Consider the following 21,877-nt stretch of genomic DNA (forward strand, 5'->3'; position numbering starts at 1 on the left):
TCGCGGCCCTTCTTCCGGATCACATCTGGGCCGTGTCACAGTTTGGTGACACATACCGGGTATTCGAGACATGGAATAATAATGTGCGCGTGGCTGGCATCCTCCTCGTAGAAGACGACCCCTCGGTCCGTACGGCTCTAGAGCTGGCGCTGACCAGGCAGGGGCACTCCGTCACGTCGTACGCGACGGGTGAGGAGGCTCTCGACCACATCAGAGCCCGCCGCCCGGAGATCGCGATCCTCGACGTCATGCTCCCGGGGATCGACGGCGTCGAGGTGTGCCGCCGCGTCCGCAAGCTCGACCAGCTCCCCGTCATCCTGCTCACGGCCCGCGGCGACGACCTGGACGTGGTCGTCGGGCTGGAGGCCGGCGCCGACGACTACGTGGTCAAGCCGGTCGAGCCGCGCGTCCTGGACGCCCGCATCCGCGCCGTGCTGCGCCGCGCCGAGTCCGCCGCCTCCGACCGCATCACGTTCGGCGACCTCGTGATCGACCGGGGCGCGCTCAAGGTCACGCTGGCCGGCAAGGAGATCCACCTGACCCCGACGGAGCTGCGGCTGCTGCTGGAGCTCGTCCGGCACCCCGGCCAGGTGCTCAACCGCCGCTACCTGCTGCGCGCCGTCTGGGACCACACCCACATCGCGGACTCCCGCCTGGTGGACGCCTGCGTGCAGCGCATCCGCGCCAAGATCGAGCCCAAGCCGGCCGAGCCCGTCTTCATCCACACCGTGCGCGGCTTCGGCTACCGGTTCAGCCCTCCGTGATCCGCCCCGCGATCCTCCGGGTGATCCCCCGTCCCACAGGGCTGCGCGCCCGCCTGGTCATCACCTTCACCCTCGTCGCCGTCACCGCCTCCCTGCTGGTCGCCACCATCGGCTACGAGCTGGCCAAGACCGCGCTGCTCACCAGGACCGAGGCCGCCTCGCTGGACCTGGTGACCAAGGAGCTCGCCACCATCGACTTCCCGATCGGCAAGCTCAGGCCCGGCGAGGCCGCCCCCACCTCCAGGGAGCTCGACCGCGTGGCCCACGCGCTGGCAGGGCCCGGCCGCAGCGCGCTGGTCGAGTACGGCACCCTCGTCGCCACCGAGGGCCCCATGTCGCTCAGCGACGTGCCCAACGAGCTGCACGGCAGGGCCAAGCAGAGCGTCGTCACCCAACGCAAGATCATTGACAACGAGCTCTACCTCATCGTCGGCGCCGAGGTCTACCGCGACAACGCGGGCCGGCCCGAGTCCACCGGCCTGCAGGCGTTCGTCTTCTTCCCCCTGCGCGACGACGAGCGCCAGCTCGACACGCTCAGGACGGCCCTGGCCCAGACCGGCCTCGTCATCGTGCTGAGCGCCCTGGGCGTGGCGCTGCTGTCGGCCCGTCAGGTGCTGCTGCCGGTGCGCCGGCTGAGCGCCGCGGCCCAGGCGCTCGGCCAGGGCAGGCTGGACACCCGGCTGCCCGTGCACGGCCACGACGAGCTGGCCGGGCTCACCGCCCGGTTCAACGACGCGGCGGCCGCGCTGGAGCTGAGCGTGTCGGAGCTGCGCTCGCTGGAGGCCATGTCGCGCAGGTTCGTGGCCGACGTCTCGCACGAGCTGCGCACGCCGCTGACCGCGATGACGGCCGTGGCCGACATGCTCTCCGACGAGGCCGACCACCTGCCGGAGGCGCCCGCCCAGGCCGTGCGGCTGGTGCTCAGGGAGATCGAGCGCCTGCGCGAGCTGGTCGAGCACCTCATCGAGATCAGCCGCTTCGACGCGGGCACGGCCACCCTCAACCTGGAGCCGGTGAACGTGGCCGACTCCATCCAGGACTGCCTGGAGGTACGCGGCTGGAGCGACCAGGTGACGGTCACCGCATCCCAGGGACTGACCGCCAACCTCGACCCCAGCCGGTTCGACGTCATCGTGGCCAACCTGGTCGGCAACGCGCTCAAGCACGGCCTGCCCCCGGTCGTGGTCACGGCCAGGACCACGGAGAACGGACTGGAGGTGAAGGTGCGCGACCACGGCAAGGGCATCCCGCACGAGGCGCTGCCGCACGTCTTCGACCGCTTCTTCAAGGCCGGCGCGGGCCGGGCGCGCAGCCAGGGCAGCGGCCTGGGCCTGGCCATCGCCCGCGCCAACGTCCAGCTCCACGGGGGCACGATCTCCGTACGCCCCCAGCACCCGGGCACCCTCTTCACGGTCTGGCTCCCGCACGTATGAAGGCCCTCACGAGCATCGCCGCCCTGCTGCTGCTGGCCACGACGGCCTGCGGCATCTCGCCCACCGACGTGCAGGACAGGGGCAGCGCCCCCACCGTCAAGATCCCGCCGCCGACCAAGACGATCTACCTGGTCAGGAACGGCAAGCTGGCGCGGGAGCCGGCCGACGTCGAGGACGACACCGTGGAGAGCGTGCTCGGCGCGCTCTTCGAGGCCTCCTCCCGCCCGCTCGGCGACCGGGACACGGCGTTGCGCGGGTTCACGTACCTGCGGACCAGGAACTCGATCAATCCGCCGCAGCGCGACGAGATCCAGCTCCCCCGCACCTCGACGCTGACCGTCTACATCAGCGGCGACGGCACGCTGACCAAGCTCGGCATGGCGCAGATCGTCTGCACCGCGCAGCAGGACGCGGCGTACGAGGTGGTGCGGATCGTGCGGGAGCGGGCGGGCCGCCCCCCGAAGGACGAGGGGCGGCACACGTGCGGTGAGCTCAAGTGAGCGTCACATGGTGATGTCCTCGAGCATCTCCGTCACCAGCGCGGCGATCGGGGAGCGCTCGGACCTGGTGAGCGTGACGTGGGCGAACAGCGGATGACCCTTCAGCTTCTCCACCACCGCGACCACGCCGTCGTGCCGGCCGACGCGCAGGTTGTCGCGCTGGGCCACGTCGTGGGTGAGCACCACCCGCGAGTTGGCGCCGATCCGGCTCAGCACGGTCAGCAGCACCCCGCGCTCCAGCGACTGGGCCTCGTCCACGATCACGAACGCGTCGTGCAGCGACCGGCCGCGGATGTGCGTCAGCGGGAGCACCTCCAGCATGCCCCGGTCGAGCACCTCCTCGATCACCTCGGGTGAGGTGATCGCGCCGAGCGTGTCGTAGACCGCCTGGCCCCACGGGCCCATCTTCTCGCCCTCGGTGCCGGGCAGGTAGCCGAGCTCCTGCCCGCCGACGGCGTAGATGGGACGGAAGACGATCACCTTGCGGTGCTGGCGGCGCTCCAGGACCGCCTCCAGGCCCGCGCACAGCGCCAGCGCCGACTTGCCGGTGCCGGCCCGGCCGCCGAGCGAGACGATGCCGATCTCCGGGTCCATCAGCAGGTCGAGCGCGATGCGCTGCTCGGCGGAGCGGCCGTGCAGGCCGAAGACCTCGCGGTCGCCGCGGACCAGGCGCACCGACTTGTCGGGCTGCACCCGGCCGAGCGCCGAGCCCTTGGCCGACAGCAGGCGCAGGCCCGTGTGCGCGGGCAGCTCCCTGGCCTCCTCCAGGTCGGCGGTGCCGGACTCGAAGAGCGTCTCGACGTCGTCCGTGGTGACCTGGATCTCGGCCATGCCTGTCCAGCCCGACTCGTGCACCAGCTCGGCGCGGTACTCCTCGGCCGCCAGGCCGATCGAGGCGGCCTTGACCCGCATCGGCAGGTCCTTGGAGACCAGGACGACGTCGCAGCCCTCGCTGGCCAGCGAACGGGCCACGGTCAGGATGCGCGTGTCGTTGTCGCCGAGGCGGAAGCCCACGGGCAGAATGGACGGATCGCTATGGTTGAGCTCGACCCTGATCGTGCCGTCCCCCGTCGGCATCGCCTCGTCCAGCCTGCCGTACTGGACCCGTAGGTCGTCCAGGTAGCGCAGGGCCTTGCGGGCGAAGTAACCGAGCTCCGGGTGGTGACGCTTGCCTTCCAGCTCCGTGATGACCACGATCGGAAGGACCACGTCGTGCTCGGCGAACCGGGTCATCGCCGCCGGGTCGGCTAGCAGGACCGAGGTGTCCAGCACGTACGTGCGCTTGGCCGACTGGTGAGTAGGGTTGCTCGAGGACACTGCCACACGTTCTCCCCCGGGTGCCCCTTGGTGCGGGCACCCTGCAGACGAGGTGGGAATCGGACCGGACCCGCGTCCCCGACCGCGAGCTGCCGTCGGCGCCGGAGTCCGGCCCCCCTCGGCAAGTGTTGGTGCAAAGGCGGGCCCTCTCCGAAATGTCCGACCTGTGACCGGACACTTCCAACGTTACGTCCTGGATACCCGATTGTCGTGTCAGGAACCGTAACGCCGGTGTCTCGCAGCGTAATCGCGCAGCGCCCGAAGGAAGTCCACCCTGCGGAAGTCCGGCCAGTAGGCCTCGTGGAAGTAGAACTCGGAGTGAGCACTCTGCCAGAGCATGAAGCCGGACAGACGCTGCTCGCCCGAGGTCCGGATGAGGAGGTCCGGGTCGGGCTGGCCGCGAGTGTAAAGATGCTCCGCGATGTGCTCGACATCGAGTACCTCGACCAGGTCCTCGATGCTCGCTCCCCTGCTCGCGTGCTCCTGGAGCAGTGAGCGCACCGCATCGGCAATCTCACGTCTTCCTCCATACCCAACTGCAACGTTCACAATCAGGCCTGGACGGTGTGATGACGCTTCTTTTGCATTTTTTAGGACATTAGCCGTCCGGTCAGGTAGCAGATCGAGCGCGCCGACCGGGCTGATCCGCCAGCCCTCCGCCACGAGCTCCTGCGTCACGTCCTCGATGATGCGCAGCAGCGGCTCCAGCTCTTCCCGCGGCCGGTTGAGGTTGTCGTTGGACAACATCCAGACCGTGACCACCTCGACGCCCAGCTCGCGACACCAGCCGAGCAGCTCGGAGATCTTGTCCGCCCCCTTGCGGTGCCCCGTGGACACGTCACGCATGCCCATGGCACGCGCCCAGCGGCGGTTGCCGTCGATGATGACCCCGACATGCCGGGGAATGCTGTCCTTCGACAGCTTGGCCTCCAGCCGGTGTTCGTACAGCCGGTAGACCAGATCGCGCAGGCCCACGGAGTGCCTCCCCAGCGGTGCTGATGCCCCATTGGTCGTTTGCTCCAACAGGCAATTATCACCGCGAATCGCCCGTGCCCGCTCCGTCTACGCCATTCCTGCGCAGACTCTCAACCTTTCAGACACCCTTCCGCCTCATCCACGAGCTGCCGGACGAACACCGACAGCTCCGCGGAGGTGAGCACCGCGCGCATGCCCACGCCGGTGGCGCCCCAGGCCTCCACGTAAGCCCTCCTGGTCAGCCGCCACTCGCCGGGGCCCGGCTGCCACACGGGGATGGTGCGCAACTGGCAGCGCAGCTCGCCCCCGCCCAGCCCGGCCCTGGTGAGGTAACGGAAGGAGAACAGCTCGCTGTCGGGCTCGTCGCAGGGGAAGCGGTCGTCGGGATCCGTCCAGCGCCTGGCCGCGCCCCTGCCCTGGCGGGCCTCGTCGACGCCGCGCGCCAGGCGCGCCAGCAGGTGTCCGCAGCGCTCGCCCACGGTGCCGTACGGGGTGCCGTCGCGGTGCAGCTCCAGGGTGATCTCGTACGGCGCGCCGACGCTGTCGGTGCACGCGACCGGCGTCACGGTCAGATAGGACCCGTCGACGCAGCGTAGACCCCCCACTCCCTCCCCGTTACCCCCCGCGTCCCCGCTGAACCCTCGGCTCCCAGTCGTGCCCCCGCCAGCCCGGCGGCTGGTGCCACTCCGTCCAGCCGTGCCCCGTGCGCCCGTCCTCGGTCTCGTACGCGCACAGCGCCCTCCGGAACTCGGCCACCACGCCCTCGGGCGAGGTGAGCGTCACCGGGGCGAACGCGATGGGGCGCACCGTCGTGGCGCAGCCGGGGAAGTCCAGCACGGTCCGGGCCGGCCGGTCACCGTCGAAGGCGGTGGCAGCCGAGAAGCCCTCGACGTGGGCCAGGCTCCCCTTGCTCGCCATGAACGCCGGCCAGGGCAGCTCCATGCCCAGGTTGGCGCGCATGCCGTGCAGGTACGTGCCGTCGTCCAGGCGGGCACTGCTCCACGACCACGAGATCGACCACCAGTCACGCACGCCCCAGCTGTGGTCGCGCTCGCCGTGCCCGTGGAAGGGCACGCCGCCGATCGTGCCGGTGACCTCGCAGGGGATCTCGTAGCGCGGGGTGATCGCGTAGCCGTAGACGCCGGCCGCCGTGCGGAACTCCAGGTCCAGGGTGAGCTCGGCGGAGCTCAGACGGATCTCGGCGCGCTCGAAGGGGCCGGCGGTGCGGTGGGAGGCCGTGTAGCCGGGACCCGACACCGCCAGGTCCGGGCCGGGGAGGGCCGCCTCGTGGTCGAGCACCGTGACCCGGTCGCCGCCGGCGGTGACCAGGCAGGCCCAGTACCAGGCGCGGTCCCAGCCGGGGTAGAGGCCGAGGCGGACGTAGCCGCCCGTCCGGCCGTCCTCGGAGACGAAGTCGTAGTACCAGGACTCGTTCCACAGCGGCTCGCCGCCGGGGTCGTGCCGCCGCTCGTCCTCCTGGCCCAGGGGCCACTCGCCCATGTTGACGATCCGCATGCCGCCTCCCAAGCGCTTGCTGCGATCAGCGTATGCCAGGAAGGGGCGGGGTGATCAATGGCCGATCAGCGCATGCCGGGCAGGCGGGACCACCAGCGGCGCCTGGGGGCCGGGGCGTCGGGCATCCGGCCGCGCTCGCGCAGCCAGGCGGCGAAGTCGTCGGCGTCGGTCCGGTAGTCGGGCGGCGGCGTGGCGCGGGCCCTGGCGTACGCGGCGAACTCGGCGGCCAGGTCGGGGCCGGCCGCCTGGGCGGTGTCCGGGCGGATCCTGGCCACGATGGCGCGGCGCTTGGAGATCAGGCTGACGCTCTGGGCCCGCATGCGCTCCGGGTCGAAGCCCTCGGGCACCTCCGCCCCGGCCACCAGGGCCGCCACGACGCGCCCCTGAGCCTCGGCCAGCCGCCTGCGCCGCTCCTCATCCAGCCCTCGCTCCTCGCCGAGCTTGTGCGGGGCGGCAGGCCGCGGCGGCTGCGCCGACGGCCCCTGTGCGTCGGCGAGCCGCCGCGCCTCCTCCGGGCTCATCCGGCCTCTCCGGCCACCGCCATCGCGGCCCTGATCCTGGACAGCTCGTTCGCCAGCACGGCGTCGCTCGGGTACTCGTCGTCCCACTCCAGCAGCACCCCGGGCGGGGTGACCCGGGAGCACAGCTCGGTGAGCAGGTCGAGCACGGGCTGGGGCGCCGCCATGGTGTGGGTGTCGTGCCAGATGCCGTGGTGCTCGTAGCCGCCGGCGACGTGCACGTACGCCAGGTGCTCCAGCGGCAGCGTGTCCAGCGCCGCCACCGCCGGCAGGCCCAGGTTGAACTGGTTGGTGTAGAGGTTGGCCACGTCGATCAGCAATCCCACGCCGGTGGCTTCCACCAGCTCGGCCAGGAACTGCGCCTCGGTCAGCTCGTCCTCGGGCCAGCCGAAGATGGCCGCGACGTTCTCCAGGGCCAGCGGGACGGGCAGCGCGTCCTGGGCCCGGCGCACGTTCTCGATGACGACCTTCAGCGACTCGCGCGTGCGTGGCACGGGCAGCAGGTGCCCGGCCTCGATACCGCCGCCGCGTACGAACGCCAGGTGCTCGCTGACCAGCGGCGCCTCCAGCGCCTGCGCGCACGCGGCCAGGTGGGCCAGCCGGGCCGGGGAGGGCGGCTCCGCGCCGCCGACCCCGAGCGACACCCCGTGGGGGATCACCGGCAGGCCCCTGGCCCGCAGCACTCGCAGCGACTCCGGCAGGTGGGCGGGCTTGATGTTCTCGGCGACCACTTCGACGAAGTCGACGCCCGCCATGCGCTCGATGGTCAGGTCCAGCTCGGACCGCCAGCCGATGCCCACTCCCAGCCCCGCCATGGTCAGCTTCCTCCTCCGCAACCACCGCCGCCGCAGCCGCCGCCCCCGCCGCAGCCCGACGATCCGCTTCCGCAGCCGGCGGTGCCGTGGGAGCTGCCGTGCGAGACCCCGCCGCCGCAGCCCGCCGAGCCGTTCCCAGCGTAGGAGCCCCCGCGCCGCCGCCCCCGCCGGGGCTCCTGCTTGCCGAGCTCGGCCCGCAGATCCGGGTCGCGCAGCGACTCGACGCCGTAGAGCGCGAGCGAAACGGGCCCCTCGGCGACGCCCCGGGCGTACGCCTGCCTGGCCGAGTCCAGCGCCTCCCTGCCGGACCTGGTGAGCGTGGCCCGGACTCCGGACCGGTGGCCGCGGAGCACGACCTCCGCGCCGATCACCGTGCCGAGGAAGACCAGGGTGGCGAGCACGGCGTGCGGGTTCGGGGCCAGGGCGAGGGTCAGGCCCTCGATCACGAAGCCCGCGTACGCCGGCAGCGACAGCAGCCGCAGCCGCAGGCTCAGCCTCCGGACCTGGGTGAAGGCGCCGTCGGGCAGGAGCAGCCCCCGTGCTGTGAGGTGCTCCTTCATCCGCTGCATCGTCAGGCTCCTGACGACCTCGATCCTGAGCGACCTCAGCGGCAGGCCCGAGTCCTCGGCCACCCGGCCCAGGACCGTCTCCTCGACGGGCTCCGCCGCGAGGGTGCTCGTGATGACCCGGTGCACCCGCCCGCCGCGTGACACCCGGATGTCGCCGCGTTCGGCGAGGATGGCGATGGCCGTGTCGGCCACCCGGTTCGGGCCACCTTCCAGATAGGCCAGGTCGTAGTGGCCGAGATCCCCGAGACTGGTTCCCGCGGCGGCCGACCTGATCGCGGCGTGCGCGCGGGTGATGGCGGAGGTGGTGGCGGCGGCATAAGCCGCGATGGCCACCGATACGATGAGCAGGAACAGGTCCATGTGCGGCCTCCCCTCGTGCGGCCGATCAGCCTGCGTGCCGGAAAGACACTTGTTCGCAAGGTAGAGGCCCGGCCCGCGCGGGCCCGGGTTTTGCTCGTTTAGCTCCCGCCGGATCCGCCCCCGCAGCTCGATCCGCCGCCACAACTGGATCCACCGCCACTGCTCGACCCTCCGCCACAGCTCGACGAGCCGCCGCCGGAGTCGAACCCGCCGTGGGAGTCGCTGCCGAAGGTCGCGCCGTCGCCGCCGTACGAGCCGCAGGAGCCGGCGCAGTCACCGCGCGGGTCCCCGGCCGACAGCCCGTCGCACAGGGTCTGGTCGCCGAGATCGTGCAGCCCGTACAGGGCGACGGGGATGCCGACGGCCAGGACCAGCGAGCTGTCGTCGCGTACGCCCCTGCGGTGGTAGGCGCGGGCCGAGACCAGGACGTCGCGGCCCTCGCGGGTGACGACGTTGCGCAGCCGCCGCTTCTGCCGGTGCAGCGCAGCGGCGCCGCTGATCACCGCGAACCCGGAGATCAGGAACGTCCCGACGACGTAGCCCTCCTGGCCCGCCACGCCGATCGCGGCCAGCACGGCCACCAGCACCAGGTATCCCACGGCCACGGCCACGGCGAGCTGGGCCCGGTCCCTGAGCCGCCACGCCGTCGCGAACGCCCCCTCCCGCACGATCAGCCCGCGGGCTTCCAGCCCGCCGGCCAGGGCGCGCAGCGCGGGATGCGGCTCCAGCTCCCGCCGCAGCTCGCTCGCCCGGCAGCCGCCCGGCCTGGCCGCCAGCGCGTCGAGCACGGCCTGCTCGATCGGCACCGCCGACGGCCGCGCCCCGTGCACCGGGGTGACCTGGGAGGACCGGGACACGCGAACGGCGCCGGCCGTCGCGAGGACGGCCAGCGCCGTGTTGATCGCCCGCCGCGGGCCACCGGAGAGATAGGCCAGCTCGTAGTGGTTGAGCTGGTGCCCCGTGCCGCTCGGCGTGGCCTCGCCGACGCGCCTGCGCTCCCGCTCGACGCGCTGCTCGGCGCTGCCGACCAGAAAGAACACCGCGAAGGCGGCGATGAGCAGGACGAGATCCACGGCGGCACTCCCGAGCAGCGGTACGGCGTCCGGCCAAGCTAGACGGCCGGGCCGCACCGCACAAGGGAGCGACGCTCAGACTCTCCGACCCCCGCCGCACCGCGCGCGGGAGCTTCGCTCAGCGCAGGCTCAGCCGAGGCGGTCGAGCAGCGCGTTGTACTCGTCCCACAACTCCTTCGGCAGGTGGTCGCCGAACGTCTCGAAGTGGCCCGGGATCAGCGCGGCCTCCTCCCGCCAGACCTCCCGGTCGACGGTCAGCAGCATGCGCAGGTCGTCCTCCGACAGGTCGAGACCCTGGGTGTCGAGGTCGGCCGGCAGCAGGCCGATCGGCGTGGGCACGGCCTTGGCCTCGCCGTTGAGCCGCTCCACGATCCACTTGAGCACGCGGCTGTTCTCGCCGAAGCCGGGCCAGACGAACTTGCCCTCGTCGTTCTTCCTGAACCAGTTGACGTAGTAGATCCTCGGCAGCCGGGCGCCCTCGCGGCGGCCGATCTCCAGCCAGTGGCCGAAGTAGTCGCCCATGTTGTAGCCGCAGAACGGCAGCATGGCGAACGGGTCGTGGCGCAGCTCGCCGACCTTGCCCTCGGCGGCGGCGGTCTTCTCGGAGGCGACGTTGGCTCCGAGGAAGACGCCGTGCTGCCAGCTCAGCGACTCCGTGACCAGAGGCACGGCGGTGGCGCGGCGACCGCCGAACAGGATCGCCGAGATGGGCACGCCCTTGGGGTCCTGCCATTCGGGCGCGATGGTCGGGCACTGCGCGGCAGGCGTGGTGAAGCGCGCGTTGGGGTGGGCGGCCGGCTCGTCGCTGTCGGGCGTCCAGGAGCGGCCCTTCCAGTCGGTGAGGTGCGCGGGCGGCTCCTCGGTGAGGCCCTCCCACCACACGTCGCCGTCGTCGGTGAGCGCGACGTTGGTGAAGATGCTGTTGCCCCAGAGCGTCTGGATGGCGTTGGCGTTGGTCACCTGGCCGGTGCCGGGGGCCACGCCGAAGAAGCCGGCCTCCGGGTTGATGGCGTAGAGGCGGCCGTCGTCGCCGAAGCGCATCCAGGCGATGTCGTCGCCGATCGTCTCGACCTTCCAGCCCGGGATCGTGGGCTTGAGCATGGCGAGGTTGGTCTTGCCGCAGGCGCTGGGGAAGGCGGCGGCGATGTAGCGGGTCTCGCCCGACGGCGGCGTGAGCTTGAGGATGAGCATGTGCTCGGCCAGCCAGCCCTCGTCGCGGGCCATCACGCTGGCGATGCGCAGCGCGTAGCACTTCTTGCCGAGCAGCGCGTTGCCGCCGTAGCCGGAGCCGTAGGACCAGATCTCGCGGCTCTCGGGGAAGTGGCTGATGTACTTCGTGGAGCTGCACGGCCAGGGCACGTCCACCTGGCCCGGCTCCAGCGGCGCCCCGACGGAGTGGACCGCCTTGACGAACTCGCCCCGCTCCTCGATCAGCCGCAGCGCCCGCTCCCCCATCCGGGTCATGACGCGCATGGAGACGGCGACGTACGCGGAGTCGGTGATCTCCACCCCGAGCTGGGAGATCTCGCCGCCCAGCGGCCCCATGCAGAACGGCACCACGTACATGGTGCGGCCGCGCATGCAGCCCTTGAACAGCTCGCCGAACGTCTGCCGCATCTCGCCGGGCGCGATCCAGTTGTTGGTGGGACCGGCGTCCTCGCGGCGCTCGGAGCAGATGTAGGTACGGTCCTCGACCCGCGCCACGTCGGTGGGGTCGGACTTGGCGTAGAAGCTGTTGGGCCTGGCGGCCAGGCGGGTGAGCGTGCCCTGCTCCACGAGGAGGTTGGTCAGCCGAGTCCACTCCTCCTCCGACCCGTCGCACCACTCGACCCGGTCCGGCTGGGTGAGGGCGGCGATCTCGTTCACCCACGCGACCAATTCGCGATTGCTGGTGGGCGCTTCTACTTCCACGGAAACGGACACGACTTGACTCCTCCACTCTCTCAGGGCCCAGTCATCATTAACGACGAGGCGCCCCGAAAGCCAATTGGCATAGACCTATTGACGGGTGCGTCGCCGCAGGCAGCGGCCCTGACGATTGGGGGAGCCTACCCAGGCGGAGAGGATTTAAAAGAGGAATTTTTCACACGTCCGGAGGCGAGTGGTCCAGTCCAATTACGCTGGTCTAAACCAATTCCGCAAGTGGTTTAGTCCTTTCCCGGAGCCGTTTCCGCTGGCCGCTCTCCGGAATTGACGTCGGGCCCCGCGGAGCGAACGCGGTCGACGTGCTGCAGGGCGTCGCGCAGCTCGGCGAGCCACTCGTCGGTGTTCTTGCCGACCAGGCGCACGCACCAGGCGAGCGCGTCGCTCCGGCTCCTGGCCACACCGGCGGCCACGAGCGTGTCGAGGACCTGGCGCTCGGCCTGGCGCAGGCGCGTCATCACGGGCACGGAGAGTGTGGTGAACATCACAGTCTGGCCGCCGCAGACCACGCCCCAGGACACCTTCTGCCGGAACCTGTGCTCGGCCTCCCTGGCGATCTCGATCCGCCGCTCGCGCGTCTCCTCCCTGAACCTCCTGGCGAGCCCTTCGATCAGGGCCTGCCGCTCGGCTTCCGGCGTGTCGGCCGGCGGGTCGGGCAGCGTGCCGAGCACCGCGATCTCCTCGCGGTCCCTGACGATCTCGGGCGCCCCGGTGAACCACCCCTCGGGCAGCCGCCCGGTGAACCAGCCGCGTACCTGCGCGGTCGCGTCGTCTGTAGACATGTAATCAACATTACATTCTTGCGCCCAGAATGCACGCGCAGGTAGGAGGTCCTGTCCATGAAGGGAGGGTCAGCGGACCTTGGCCGCCGCGATGGGGCTCACCCGGACGACCCCGGCCAGGTTTCTGGTGCTCACAGGGGCGATCTTGACCACGTCACCGGTACGCGGCGCGTGCAACATCTTCCCGTCGCCCCAGTAGATCGCCACATGCGAGATGTAGTCGGGGTTCGTCGGGTCGTTGCGCCAGAAGAGCAGGTCGCCGGGCTGCGCCTGCGAGTACGGCACCTGCGGCCCCGTCACCCACTGCTGGTGCGTCACCCGGGGCATCCGCACCCCCGCCTGCGCGAAGGCCCACTGGACCAGGCCGGAGCAGTCGAACGTGCTGGGCCCTTCCGCGCCCCACACGTACGGGCGGCCCAGCTTGGAGACGGCCGCCTTCAGCGCCACCGTGAGCTGCTCGCCGGTCATGAACGAGCCCGCCGGCCAGTTCCGCTGGGTCACCTTCTGCTGCGGCTGGGGCAGCACCGGGTTGACCATGGCCACCTGCGTGCCCTTGCCCAGCGCCCTGATGATTCTCTTGCGCAGCGTGTCGGAGTTCGCCTTGGGCGCGCTGACGATGAGCGCGTTGTCGCGGGGCAGCCCCAGCGAGCGGCCGACCTCCTTGGACACCACGGCGTCCACGGCGCCGAAGCCCGTCGTGGCGTACGCGCCGATGCGCAGTTGCCCGGCCGAGCCCGCCGACACGCGGCTGTGCAGCGACAGCCCGCCGTCGTTGCCGAGCACGAACGAGACCGCCACGTCTCCGGCCGCGACGTTCTGCCACAGCGCGTCGGACGAGGCGGTCACCTTGGGGGTGTACGACCGGAACGTCGAGGGGTTGACGGCCAGCGTCTGCACGCGCTTGCCGTCGAGCGTGACCGAGGCCGCGTCGGCCAGCTCCAGCGCCCGCACGCCGGACAGCCTGGCGACCTTCTGCAGCATCTCGTTCGTGAACGGCTTGCTCGTGAGCACGAACAGGTTGGGCTTGTGCAGCTTGCTCAGCGGCGCCACCGGCTGCGTCGTCACGGCGGGCTGCTGCTGCACCGGCCGCTTCTGCGCCAGCGGCGTCTGCCGGGGCGTGGCCCGCACGACCTCGTCGACGGGCGCCATGGCGGCGTCCGGCTGGGTCAGTAACAGCACGTCGGCCGTCAGCACCGCGACCAGGGTCACCACGATGAACGGCACCAGCTTGTAGGTGTTGCGCCGTTTACGGGTCTTGACTAAGAAACTGAGGTCTTGCCGGATTCCGGACCCATGCGAAAATTCCGCCGGGCCAGCGTGGGCCCGGCGGTCGTGGTCCAGGGGGGTCAGTTGCCGATGTACGGCACAGCCTCGAGGATCTCGACGGTGTTCTGCCGTCCGTTGGGCAGGGAGTAGGTGGCCTTCTCTCCGATCTTCTTCCCGTTGATCGCCGCCCCGAGCGGGGACTTGGGCGAGTAGACGTCGATCGGTGCTCCGCTCTCCTCGCGGGAGGCGAGCAGGAAGGTGACCTCGTCGTCGTCACCGACGAACCGGATGGTCACGGTCATGCCGGGGCCCACCACGCCCTCGGCCTTGGGGGCCTCTCCCACCTGGGCGTTGTCGAGAATCTGCCGGAGGTGGAAGATCCGGGCCTCCATCTTGCCCTGCTCGTCCTTGGCGGCGTGGTATCCGCCGTTCTCGCGCAGGTCGCCCTCTTCACGGGCGGCCTCGATCTTCTTGGCGATGTCGACGCGCCCGGGGCCAGAGAGATACTCGTACTCCGCCTTCAGGCGGTCGTACGCCTCCTGCGTCAGCCATGTGACGTTCTCATCGCGAGAGTCGGCCACGGGTTCTCCTTGCTTGCCTAGGGGGCCCTGAGATCACTTGAGGTTGCGTACGGTTGAATTGCGAAAGGCTAACAAGTTAACCGCTCGAACGCTTCCCCAAATGTCTCACTATACGAGATTGCAGTACTGGATGTGGACGGAAGTCGCCTGACCGCTCGTGTCGAGGCTTTCCTTGAGCTGCTTACTACCCTCACCAGCCGCGATTCTTACTTCCTTGCTGCCCACTTCCGCATGATTGACGTCCAGAGCCCTGATCCGGCAGACGGCCACCCTATCGTCTGGCTTGTAGACCTCAAAGGTGATCTCCGCCCTGCTGGGCCCGTTCACCTTGAACGTCACGACCTGGGCCGGCGCCTCCGACCCGCCGGCCGTCATCGACCACATCACGTAGCCCCAGCCACCTGCGATGATGGCCACCAGCACGCCGATCACCACGTGGACGACCAGCCGGCCACCTCGCTTGGGTCGGTCCGGAAAGTCGTCGGGCGTGCCGAGAACTGGCCCGTTCCCGGCATCTTTGGTGACCATGGCGGAATCTCCCTGCACTCCCTCAGCGTTATCCGAGACAATTGTCGCCCGCGGGGGGTGTGCCCTCGCGACCGCCCAGCAGAAACTAACCTCTCTGGGCGACTGACCGGTCCCAACTGAGGAGCATCGAGCCCGTGAGTGCACCGCTGAGGCTGATGGCCGTCCACGCCCACCCCGACGACGAGTCGAGCAAGGGTGCCGCCACCATGGCGCGTTACGTGCGTGAAGGCGTGGAAGTACTGGTCTGTACCCTCACGGGCGGCGAGCGCGGATCCGTGCTCAACCCGAAGATGGACCGGCCTGAGATCGTCGCCAACATCGCTGAGGTGCGCAAGGCCGAGATGGCCAGGGCGCGCGAGATCCTCGGCGTCGAGCAGCGTTTCATGGGGTTCGTGGACTCCGGGCTGCCGGAGAACGAGGACGAGGCGCTGCCTGAGGGCTGCTTCGCCCTGCAGAAGCTGGAGGACGCCGCGGCGCCGCTGGTGGCCGCCGTCCGCGAGTTCAGACCGCATGTGATCATCACCTACGACGACGACGGCGGCTACCCGCACCCCGACCACATCATGACCAACAAGGTCTCCGTGGAGGCGTTCGAGGCGGCCGGCGACCCCGACCGTTACCTCGGCACCGGCGACCCCTGGCAGCCGCTCAAGCTCTACTACCAGATGGGCTTCACCAAGGAGCGCTTCGAGGCGCTGCACGAGGCGATGACCGAGCGCGGCCTCGGCTCCCCGTACGCCGACTGGATCTCCCGCTGGGAGGACCGCCCCGCCAAGTGGCCGGTGACCACGCGGGTGCCGTGCGGCGACTACTTCGAGATCCGCGACGAGGCGCTGAAGGCGCACGCCACCCAGGTCGACCCCGACAGCTGGTGGTTCGTCTGCCCGCGCGAGCTGCAGCAGGAGATCTGGCCCACCGAGGACTACCACCTGGCGCGCTCGCTGGTCGACACCGAGCTTCCGGAGGACGACCTGTTCGCGGGCATCCACGCCGACGAGGTAGAGCCCGCCTGCCACTGAACGGACCACGGCACCTCGGTGGCAGACTGGAGGGGTGATGGTTCTAGCAGCAGGTGAAGTGAGCCCGGGTCTGCTCGGGTTCGTCGTCGTGGCCCTCCTCGGGCTCGCCCTGTACATCCTGATCAAGTCGATGAACAAGCAGATGTCGAAGATCCAGGTGCCGCACGAGAGCGAGATCGAGGGCGCGGCCCGCGACGACGAGAAGGCCAAGAAGTAGATGCCGATCGAAATAGTCGACAACTCGACGGAGAGCCGGTTCGAGATCCTCGTGGACGGCAAGGTCGCCGGGTTCGCCGACTATCTGCTGCTGCCCACGAAGGTCGTCTTCACGCACACCGAGGTGCTGCCCGCGTACGAGGGGCAGGGGCTGGCGGGCAAGCTGGTCGGGCACGCCCTGCAGGCGAGCGCCGACACCGGCCTGCGCGTCGAGCCACGCTGCCCCTACGTCGCCAAGTACATCGAGCGCCACCCCGAGTTCCAGGAGCTCGTGGCCTGAGCCGCCGGTCGGCGGCCGGTCACGTCGGGGAGCCCGTGGGCCGGCCGGTCACTCGGCGGCGGGCGACCAGGCGCGTTCCAGCGCCTTGGGCAGCCCCCACCAGCCCAGCGGCGTGAGCACGTCGTCCTTGTCCACGACGCCGAGCAGCCGCCACAGGCTCACCACCGACTCGAACAATCCCTCCGTCGCGCCGAGGTCGTCGTCGTCATGCTCGTCGATGTCGATGTCCTCCGACTCGGCGATGAGCCGCGCCATGCGCTCGGGCGAGGCCAGCACCCCGGGGCCCATGCGCACCAGCGCCGCCACCCCGGCCAGCCAGTCGGCGTGCTGGATCGCGCAGAGGTTGGCCAGCGCGGTGTCCTCCTCGCTCAGGTCCCTGTCGAGGTCGGCGAACTCCTCCAGCACGTCCACGCCGTCCGACAGGTCCGAGATCGGCCCCGCCACGCCGGCAGCCACCGCCAGCCACAGCTCCGCGTCGCCGTCCGGCACCGGCCGGTCGTCGAACCCGGCGCAGGCCCGCAGCACGTTGGCGGGATAACCGGGCAGGGCGAGCAGCGCGCGCAGCCGCGCCGCGGCGGCCTCCAGCTCCGCGACGGGCAGCTCGGGCTGCTTGGGCAGCTGCGCCATGATCCGGCGCAGCTCCTCCAGCGCGAAGGCCTCCTCCTCGTCCCAGGCCGCGAACAGCTCCTCGTCCTGCTCGTCGCTGACCGCGAACCCGGGCACCCGGCCGTCGGGCAGCGGCGTGCCCAGCCAGCGCTCCTGCAGCTCCTCGTAGGCCGTGCGGGCGTCCTGGTCGCCGCTGACCAGCGCGTCGGGATCGATCTCCCCCGACGCCACCCGCTCCTCCAGGTACGCCACTAGCCGGGCGAACATCTCGCTCGCCACGGGCCCGCGCTCGTCCTCCTCCGGCCAGACGAAGTAGCTGGGCGTCATGAGGATCGGTTCCGTGCCCGTGGACTCCACCCACCGCTGCACGTCGCCCACCGTGGCCACCCCCGCCTCGATCAAGCTGAGCGTCGCCTTGGCGGAGTCCCAGAAGGCGAGCGAGAGCGGGTTGCCCGCCGACATCATGGCCCGCCGCAGGTCGGGCAGCGCCACGAGCGCCACGCCCGACGGCACGGCGAGCAGCGCGCGCGCCACGTCCCTGCGCGTGAGGGCCGACGCCGGACGACCGGCCTGGGCGCAGACGAAGTCCATATCCACGCCCGTAACCTACGCCGCGTCCTGTTCCGACCGCACCCCCTGATCCCCGGCCGGGCGGCCGCCGCCGTCTAGGCTGGGCTGGGGAGGTCCTGATGAACCGCTTGAAAGACGCGACGAGCCCCTATCTGCTCCAGCACGCCGACAATCCGGTCGACTGGCACCCGTGGGGCGAGGAGGCGTTCGCGGAGGCCCGCCGCCGTGACGTGCCGCTGCTGATCAGCGTGGGCTACTCGGCGTGCCACTGGTGCCACGTCATGGCCCACGAGAGCTTCGAGGACGCCGAGACCGCGCGGCTGATGAACGAGCACTTCGTCAACGTCAAGGTCGACCGCGAGGAGCGGCCCGACGTGGACGCCGTCTACATGGGCGCCACGCAGGCCATGACGCACCAGGGCGGCTGGCCGATGACGGTGTTCGCCACGCCCGAGGGTCACCCGTTCTACTGCGGCACGTACTTCCCGCGCCCCAACTTCCAGCGCCTGCTCACCGAGGTGCACAACGTGTGGCGGGGCGACAGGGAGTCGGTGCTGAAGCAGGGCGCGAAGGTGGTGGAGGCGCTCAACACGCACACCACGCTGCCGAGCGGGCCGCGGCCGGGCGAGGAGACGCTGCGGCAGGCCGAGGACAACCTGCGGGAGTCGTTCGACGCGGCGAACGGCGGGTTCGGCGGGGCGCCCAAGTTCCCGCCGTCGATGGTGCTGGAGTTCCTGCTGCGCTCCGGCGAGCGCGAGATGAGCGGCAGGACGCTCGACGCCATGGCCCGTGGCGGCATGTACGACCAGCTCGGCGGCGGCTTCGCGCGCTACAGCGTGGACGCGCGGTGGGTCGTGCCGCACTTCGAGAAGATGCTCTACGACAACGCCCTGCTGCTGCGCGTCTACACGCACTGGTGGAAGGCGGGCGGCGGCGACCTGGCCCGGCGGGTGGCGCTGGAGACGGCCGGCTGGCTGCTGCGCGAGATGCGTACGCCGGAGGGCGGCTTCGCCTCGGCGCTCGACGCCGACAGCGAGGGCGTGGAGGGCAAGTTCTACGTCTGGACGCCCGATGAGCTGCGCGAGGTGCTCGGCGAGGACGACGGCCGGTGGGCCGCCGGGCTGTTCGAGGTGACGCCCGCCGGCACGTTCGAGCACGGCGCGTCCGTGCTGCAGCTCCTGCGCGACCCCGAGGACCCCGCGCGGTACGCGGACGTGCGGGCGCGGCTGCTGGCCGCCAGGGAGCGCCGGGTGCGCCCCGGGCGCGACGACAAGGTCGTGGCCTCCTGGAACGGCCTGGCCATCGCCGCCCTGGCCGAGACCGGCGTGGTGTTCGAGCGCCCCGACCTGGTGGCGGCGGCCACGCAGGCGGCCGAGCTGCTGGCCGGCACGCACCTGGGCGGCGGCAGGCTGCTGCGCACGTCCAGGGACGGCAGGGCGGGCACGAACGCCGGCGTGCTGGAGGACTACGCCGACCTGGCCGACGGCCTGATCGCCCTGTACGGCGTGACCGGCGAGGCCCGCTGGCTGCGGCAGGCGGGCTCGCTGCTGGACACCGTGCTCGACCGCTTCTCCGACGGGGAAGGCGGCTTCTACGACACCGCCGACGACGCCGAGCGGCTCTTCCAGCGCCCGCAGGACCCCACGGACAACGCCACCCCCTCCGGCCAGTACGCGGCCGCCGGCGCGCTGCTCTCCTACGGTGCGCTGACCGGCTCCATGCGCCACCGTGACGCCGCCCTCGCCGCGCTCGGCACCGTGTCGGTGCTGGCGGCGGGGCACGCCAGGTTCGCGGGGTGGGGGCTGGCCGTGGCGCGGGCGGCGCTGTCGGGGCCGGTGGAGGTGGCGGTCGTCGGGCCCGCCGACGATCCGCGCACGGCGGCGCTGCACCGGGAGGCGCTGCTCGCGGACACTCCGGGGCTCGTGGTCGCGCTCGGCCGGGGCGACACCGCCGACCGGGGCAGCGGCGACCCGCTCGTGCCGCGGGAGAGCACCTTCCCCGCCCTGCTGGAGGGGCGCGGCCTGGTCGGCGAGGCGCCTGCCGCGTACGTGTGCAGGGGATTCACCTGCCGCATGCCCGTGACAACGGTCGAGGCCCTGCGCGCCGAACTCGCCTCGGACGGGCGCTAGCGGGCCGGTTGCTCGTCGCGGAGGCGGTCAGCGGCCCGGCTGCTCGCTCCGGCCGGGTGGTGCGCCCCGGTTGCTCGTCGCGGAGTGGATTAGCGGCCCGGCTGCTCGTCGCGGCCGCCCCTGCCGCCGTCCACGCCGCTCTCCTGCACCGACGGCTGGTCGGGGACGTCCGTCTCCGGCGGGGACGTCTGCTCCGGCTGCTCGTCCGGCCCGTCGTTCTCCGGGGCCTGCGTCTGCGGCGGGCCGTCGGAGAACGGCGGCGGGCTGAAGTCGGGCTCCGGCCGGTCCCAGTCGTCCTGGCTCGGCGGCGGGGTGTACTCCTGGTCGGGCACGTCGCTGTCGCGGTCGGGCTCGGAGTAGCCGGACGACCAGCCGAACTCCGACGGCTCGGGGAACTCCTCGACCGGCTTGCCCGCCATCGCCTCGGTCATGAACGCCCGCCAGATCTGCGCGGGGAGCTGGCCGCCGAACTGCGTGCCGTACCCGGGGATGCTGACCGTGGCGTTGTCGTCGCGGAACATGTCCACCGCCACCGCGAGCTGCGGCGTGAAGCCGTTGAACCAGACCGACCTGGAGTCGTCGGTGGTGCCCGTCTTGCCGGCCACCGGGCGGTCGTAGAGGCGGGCGGCGGTGCCGGTGCCGTACTTGACGACCTGCTCCATCGCGTAGATCGTGTCGGCCGCGGCCTGCTCGCTGACCACCTTGGTCTCGACGGGCTTGACCACCTCCTTGCGGCCCTCCGCGTCGGTGACCGACCTGACCACGTGCGCCTCCACGTGCACGCCCTTGTTGGCGAAGGTGGAGAAGCCGGAGGCGTTCTGGACGGCGCTGACGGAGGAGACGCCGAGCGGGAAGGAGGCGGCCTCCTTCTGCTTCTCGAGCTGGGCGGCGGGGATGCCGGCCGCCTCGGCGGTCGCGGCCACCTTGTCCAGGCCGACCTTCTGGCCGAGGTCCACGAAGGCGGTGTTGACGGAGTTCTGGGTGGCGCTGACCAGGTTGATCTGGCCGTAGGAGCGGTCGCCGTCGTTGGGGATCGCCTGGGACGCCGAGGCCACGCGCAGCGGCGAGTTGCCGTCGACCCTGGTGGACAGGTCGAAGCCGTTGTTCAGCGCCGCGGCCAGCGTGTACGGCTTGAAGGTGGACCCGGCCATCACCTTGGCGGAGAACGCGCTGTCGTAGTACTTGGACTGCGACGGCTTGCCGCCGTAGAAGGCGACGACCTCGCCCGTGGCGGGATCGACGGCCGCCAGCCCCGTACGCACCTTCTTGGGCGTGCTGTCCGGCAGCGTCTCCTCCACCGCCCGCTGGGCGGCCTGCATGAGCTTCCTGTCGAACGTCGTGACGATCTTGAGGCCGCCGCTGTTGATGTCCTCGTCGGTGTAGCCGCGGCGGTTCAGCTCGGCGGTGACCTGCTCCAGCATGTACTGGGCCTGGCCCTTGAGCTCGAACGGCTTCTTCGGCACCTGCAGCTCGGGGAACCGCTGCGCGGCTACCTGCTCTGCCGCCAGCGTGCCGGTCTGCCCCATGGCGTTGATCACGGACTGCCAGCGTTCCCTGGCCGCGGCCAGGTCGGAGCCCTTGGGGTCGGCGAAGCGGCTGGGCTGCTGGATCACCGCCGCCAGGTACGCGCCCTCGGACACGGTCAGGTCCTCGACGTCCTTGCCGAAGTAGGCGCGGGCGGCCGACTGGACGCCGTTGGCGCCGCGGCCGAAGTAGATCGTGTTGAGGTACTGCTCCAGCACCCAGTCCTTGGACTTGGACTGGTCGACCTTCATCGCGATGAGGATCTCCTTGAACTTCCGGGTCACGGAACGTTCCTGGCTCAGCCCGCTGTAGTAGTTGCGCACGAGTTGCTGGGTGATGGTGGAGCCGCCCTGGAGCTGCTGCCCGGTGAGGGTGGACCAGACGGCCCGGCCGGTGCCCTTGAGCGAGACGCCGGCGTCCTCGTAGAACGAGCGGTTCTCGGCGGCGATGACCGCGTCGCGCACGTGCTTCGGCACCCGGGCGAGCTCGACCTTCCTGCGGTCGATGCCCTGCCTGGCGAGCACGCTCTTGCCGTCGCGGTAATAGATCACCGAGCCCTGCGCGGTCGCCTGTTTCTGGGTCGTGTCGGGAATGGGAGTCAATGCCCAGGCAAT

At 70.9% G+C, this 21,877-nt stretch carries 22 protein-coding genes; 7 read left to right on the forward strand and 15 right to left on the reverse strand.

The annotated features are described in order from the left end of the window. Positions 1-89: 89 nt before the first annotated feature. From ACBJ32_RS41890 to ACBJ32_RS41900, 3 genes are read left to right on the forward strand one after another with little or no spacing between them, the layout of a single operon-like run. Positions 90-764 (forward strand): response regulator transcription factor, encoded by a 675-nt coding sequence (locus tag ACBJ32_RS41890; RefSeq protein WP_185100819.1) that lies wholly within the window; start codon positions 90-92, stop codon positions 762-764. A gap of 20 nt (positions 765-784) precedes the next feature. Then, complete coding sequence (locus tag ACBJ32_RS41895; protein ID WP_375131528.1) at positions 785-2,197, forward strand: ATP-binding protein; 1,413 nt, start codon at positions 785-787, stop codon at positions 2,195-2,197. After that, the gene (locus ACBJ32_RS41900) at positions 2,194-2,697 is read left to right on the forward strand and encodes a hypothetical protein (protein WP_357876856.1); all 504 of its coding nucleotides are present in this window, start codon (positions 2,194-2,196) and stop codon (positions 2,695-2,697) included. The genes ACBJ32_RS41895 and ACBJ32_RS41900 overlap by 4 nt, the downstream gene beginning before the upstream one ends. Positions 2,698-2,700: 3 nt before the next feature. On the opposite strand, the gene ACBJ32_RS41905 is transcribed toward ACBJ32_RS41900, so the two are convergent. From ACBJ32_RS41905 to ACBJ32_RS41965, 13 genes are all read right to left on the reverse strand, one after another. Beyond that, complete coding sequence (locus ACBJ32_RS41905) at positions 2,701-3,969, reverse strand: PhoH family protein (protein ID WP_375131660.1); 1,269 nt, start codon at positions 3,967-3,969, stop codon at positions 2,701-2,703. A gap of 258 nt (positions 3,970-4,227) precedes the next feature. Next, on the reverse strand, positions 4,228-4,989 hold the full coding sequence (locus tag ACBJ32_RS41910; protein ID WP_357876853.1) for an isoprenyl transferase: 762 nt from the start codon (positions 4,987-4,989) through the stop codon (positions 4,228-4,230). A gap of 110 nt (positions 4,990-5,099) precedes the next feature. Beyond that, the gene (locus ACBJ32_RS41915) at positions 5,100-5,555 is read right to left on the reverse strand and encodes a hypothetical protein (protein WP_357876850.1); all 456 of its coding nucleotides are present in this window, start codon (positions 5,553-5,555) and stop codon (positions 5,100-5,102) included. 49 nt (positions 5,556-5,604) lie between these two features. Then, the gene (locus ACBJ32_RS41920) at positions 5,605-6,504 is read right to left on the reverse strand and encodes a hypothetical protein (RefSeq protein ID WP_375131529.1); all 900 of its coding nucleotides are present in this window, start codon (positions 6,502-6,504) and stop codon (positions 5,605-5,607) included. A 65-nt stretch (positions 6,505-6,569) separates the two neighbouring features. Further along, the gene (locus ACBJ32_RS41925) at positions 6,570-7,025 is read right to left on the reverse strand and encodes a hypothetical protein (protein ID WP_375131530.1); all 456 of its coding nucleotides are present in this window, start codon (positions 7,023-7,025) and stop codon (positions 6,570-6,572) included. Continuing rightward, complete coding sequence (locus tag ACBJ32_RS41930) at positions 7,022-7,837, reverse strand: DUF692 family multinuclear iron-containing protein (RefSeq protein WP_375131531.1); 816 nt, start codon at positions 7,835-7,837, stop codon at positions 7,022-7,024. The genes ACBJ32_RS41925 and ACBJ32_RS41930 overlap by 4 nt, the downstream gene beginning before the upstream one ends. A gap of 2 nt (positions 7,838-7,839) precedes the next feature. Next, complete coding sequence (locus tag ACBJ32_RS41935) at positions 7,840-8,766, reverse strand: TIGR04222 domain-containing membrane protein (protein WP_375131532.1); 927 nt, start codon at positions 8,764-8,766, stop codon at positions 7,840-7,842. 98 nt (positions 8,767-8,864) lie between these two features. Next, a complete protein-coding gene (locus ACBJ32_RS41940) occupies positions 8,865-9,839 on the reverse strand; it encodes a TIGR04222 domain-containing membrane protein (RefSeq protein ID WP_375131533.1) in 975 nt (324 codons plus the stop codon). 129 nt (positions 9,840-9,968) lie between these two features. Continuing rightward, positions 9,969-11,762: a phosphoenolpyruvate carboxykinase (GTP) gene (locus tag ACBJ32_RS41945; protein WP_375131534.1), complete on the reverse strand. Its 1,794-nt coding sequence runs from the start codon at positions 11,760-11,762 to the stop codon at positions 9,969-9,971. Positions 11,763-11,986: 224 nt separating this feature from the next. Next, positions 11,987-12,544 (reverse strand): hypothetical protein, encoded by a 558-nt coding sequence (locus tag ACBJ32_RS41950; protein ID WP_375131535.1) that lies wholly within the window; start codon positions 12,542-12,544, stop codon positions 11,987-11,989. A 69-nt stretch (positions 12,545-12,613) separates the two neighbouring features. Continuing rightward, positions 12,614-13,768, reverse strand: coding sequence for a C40 family peptidase (locus ACBJ32_RS41955; RefSeq protein WP_375131536.1), 1,155 nt, complete (start codon positions 13,766-13,768; stop codon positions 12,614-12,616). 122 nt (positions 13,769-13,890) lie between these two features. Continuing rightward, positions 13,891-14,391 carry a transcription elongation factor GreA gene (gene greA, locus ACBJ32_RS41960; RefSeq protein ID WP_043628806.1) on the reverse strand — a complete coding sequence of 167 codons (501 nt, stop codon included), beginning with the start codon at positions 14,389-14,391 and terminating at the stop codon, positions 13,891-13,893. Between the two features lie 108 nt (positions 14,392-14,499). Next, the gene (locus tag ACBJ32_RS41965) at positions 14,500-14,919 is read right to left on the reverse strand and encodes a DUF4307 domain-containing protein (protein ID WP_357876823.1); all 420 of its coding nucleotides are present in this window, start codon (positions 14,917-14,919) and stop codon (positions 14,500-14,502) included. Between the two features lie 134 nt (positions 14,920-15,053). On the opposite strand from ACBJ32_RS41965, the gene mca reads away from it, so the two are divergent. The 3 genes from mca to ACBJ32_RS41980 are packed head-to-tail and all read left to right on the forward strand — an operon-like array spanning position 15,054 to position 16,434. Continuing rightward, positions 15,054-15,938, forward strand: a complete 885-nt coding sequence (mca, locus tag ACBJ32_RS41970; protein ID WP_357876820.1) for a mycothiol conjugate amidase Mca — start codon at positions 15,054-15,056, stop codon at positions 15,936-15,938. A 58-nt stretch (positions 15,939-15,996) separates the two neighbouring features. Beyond that, on the forward strand, positions 15,997-16,155 hold the full coding sequence (locus ACBJ32_RS41975) for a hypothetical protein (RefSeq protein WP_357876817.1): 159 nt from the start codon (positions 15,997-15,999) through the stop codon (positions 16,153-16,155). Continuing rightward, on the forward strand, positions 16,156-16,434 hold the full coding sequence (locus ACBJ32_RS41980) for a GNAT family N-acetyltransferase (protein ID WP_375131537.1): 279 nt from the start codon (positions 16,156-16,158) through the stop codon (positions 16,432-16,434). A gap of 48 nt (positions 16,435-16,482) precedes the next feature. Here the strand turns inward: ACBJ32_RS41980 and ACBJ32_RS41985 are convergent, their stop codons facing one another. Further along, positions 16,483-17,631, reverse strand: coding sequence for a hypothetical protein (locus tag ACBJ32_RS41985; protein WP_375131661.1), 1,149 nt, complete (start codon positions 17,629-17,631; stop codon positions 16,483-16,485). Between the two features lie 98 nt (positions 17,632-17,729). Between ACBJ32_RS41985 and ACBJ32_RS41990 the strand changes: the two genes are divergently transcribed. Next, positions 17,730-19,739 (forward strand): thioredoxin domain-containing protein, encoded by a 2,010-nt coding sequence (locus ACBJ32_RS41990; protein WP_375131538.1) that lies wholly within the window; start codon positions 17,730-17,732, stop codon positions 19,737-19,739. Positions 19,740-19,828: 89 nt separating this feature from the next. Here ACBJ32_RS41990 and ACBJ32_RS41995 read toward each other — a convergent pair whose 3' ends face one another. Continuing rightward, entirely contained in the window at positions 19,829-21,865 is a 2,037-nt protein-coding gene (locus ACBJ32_RS41995; protein WP_375131539.1) for a transglycosylase domain-containing protein, read from the reverse strand. Positions 21,866-21,877: the final 12 nt, after the last annotated feature.

It is taken from the genome of Nonomuraea sp. GTA35 (genome assembly GCF_041950525.1).
Classification (GTDB): Bacteria; Actinomycetota; Actinomycetes; order Streptosporangiales; family Streptosporangiaceae; genus Nonomuraea.

What these genes read in the sequence shown, in the direction of transcription:
- ACBJ32_RS41900 (WP_357876856.1), top strand. Translation starts at nt 2,194, where the DNA reads ATGAAGGCCCTCACGAGCATCGCCGCCCTGCTGCTGCTGGCCACGACG.
- ACBJ32_RS41920 (WP_375131529.1), bottom strand. Translation starts at nt 6,504, where the DNA reads ATGCGGATCGTCAACATGGGCGAGTGGCCCCTGGGCCAGGAGGACGAG.
- ACBJ32_RS41925 (WP_375131530.1), bottom strand. Translation starts at nt 7,025, where the DNA reads ATGAGCCCGGAGGAGGCGCGGCGGCTCGCCGACGCACAGGGGCCGTCG.
- ACBJ32_RS41930 (WP_375131531.1), bottom strand. Translation starts at nt 7,837, where the DNA reads ATGGCGGGGCTGGGAGTGGGCATCGGCTGGCGGTCCGAGCTGGACCTG.
- ACBJ32_RS41935 (WP_375131532.1), bottom strand. Translation starts at nt 8,766, where the DNA reads ATGGACCTGTTCCTGCTCATCGTATCGGTGGCCATCGCGGCTTATGCC.
- ACBJ32_RS41950 (WP_375131535.1), bottom strand. Translation starts at nt 12,544, where the DNA reads ATGTCTACAGACGACGCGACCGCGCAGGTACGCGGCTGGTTCACCGGG.
- ACBJ32_RS41965 (WP_357876823.1), bottom strand. Translation starts at nt 14,919, where the DNA reads ATGGTCACCAAAGATGCCGGGAACGGGCCAGTTCTCGGCACGCCCGAC.
- ACBJ32_RS41980 (WP_375131537.1), top strand. Translation starts at nt 16,156, where the DNA reads ATGCCGATCGAAATAGTCGACAACTCGACGGAGAGCCGGTTCGAGATC.
- ACBJ32_RS41985 (WP_375131661.1), bottom strand. Translation starts at nt 17,631, where the DNA reads ATGGACTTCGTCTGCGCCCAGGCCGGTCGTCCGGCGTCGGCCCTCACG.
- ACBJ32_RS41990 (WP_375131538.1), top strand. Translation starts at nt 17,730, where the DNA reads ATGAACCGCTTGAAAGACGCGACGAGCCCCTATCTGCTCCAGCACGCC.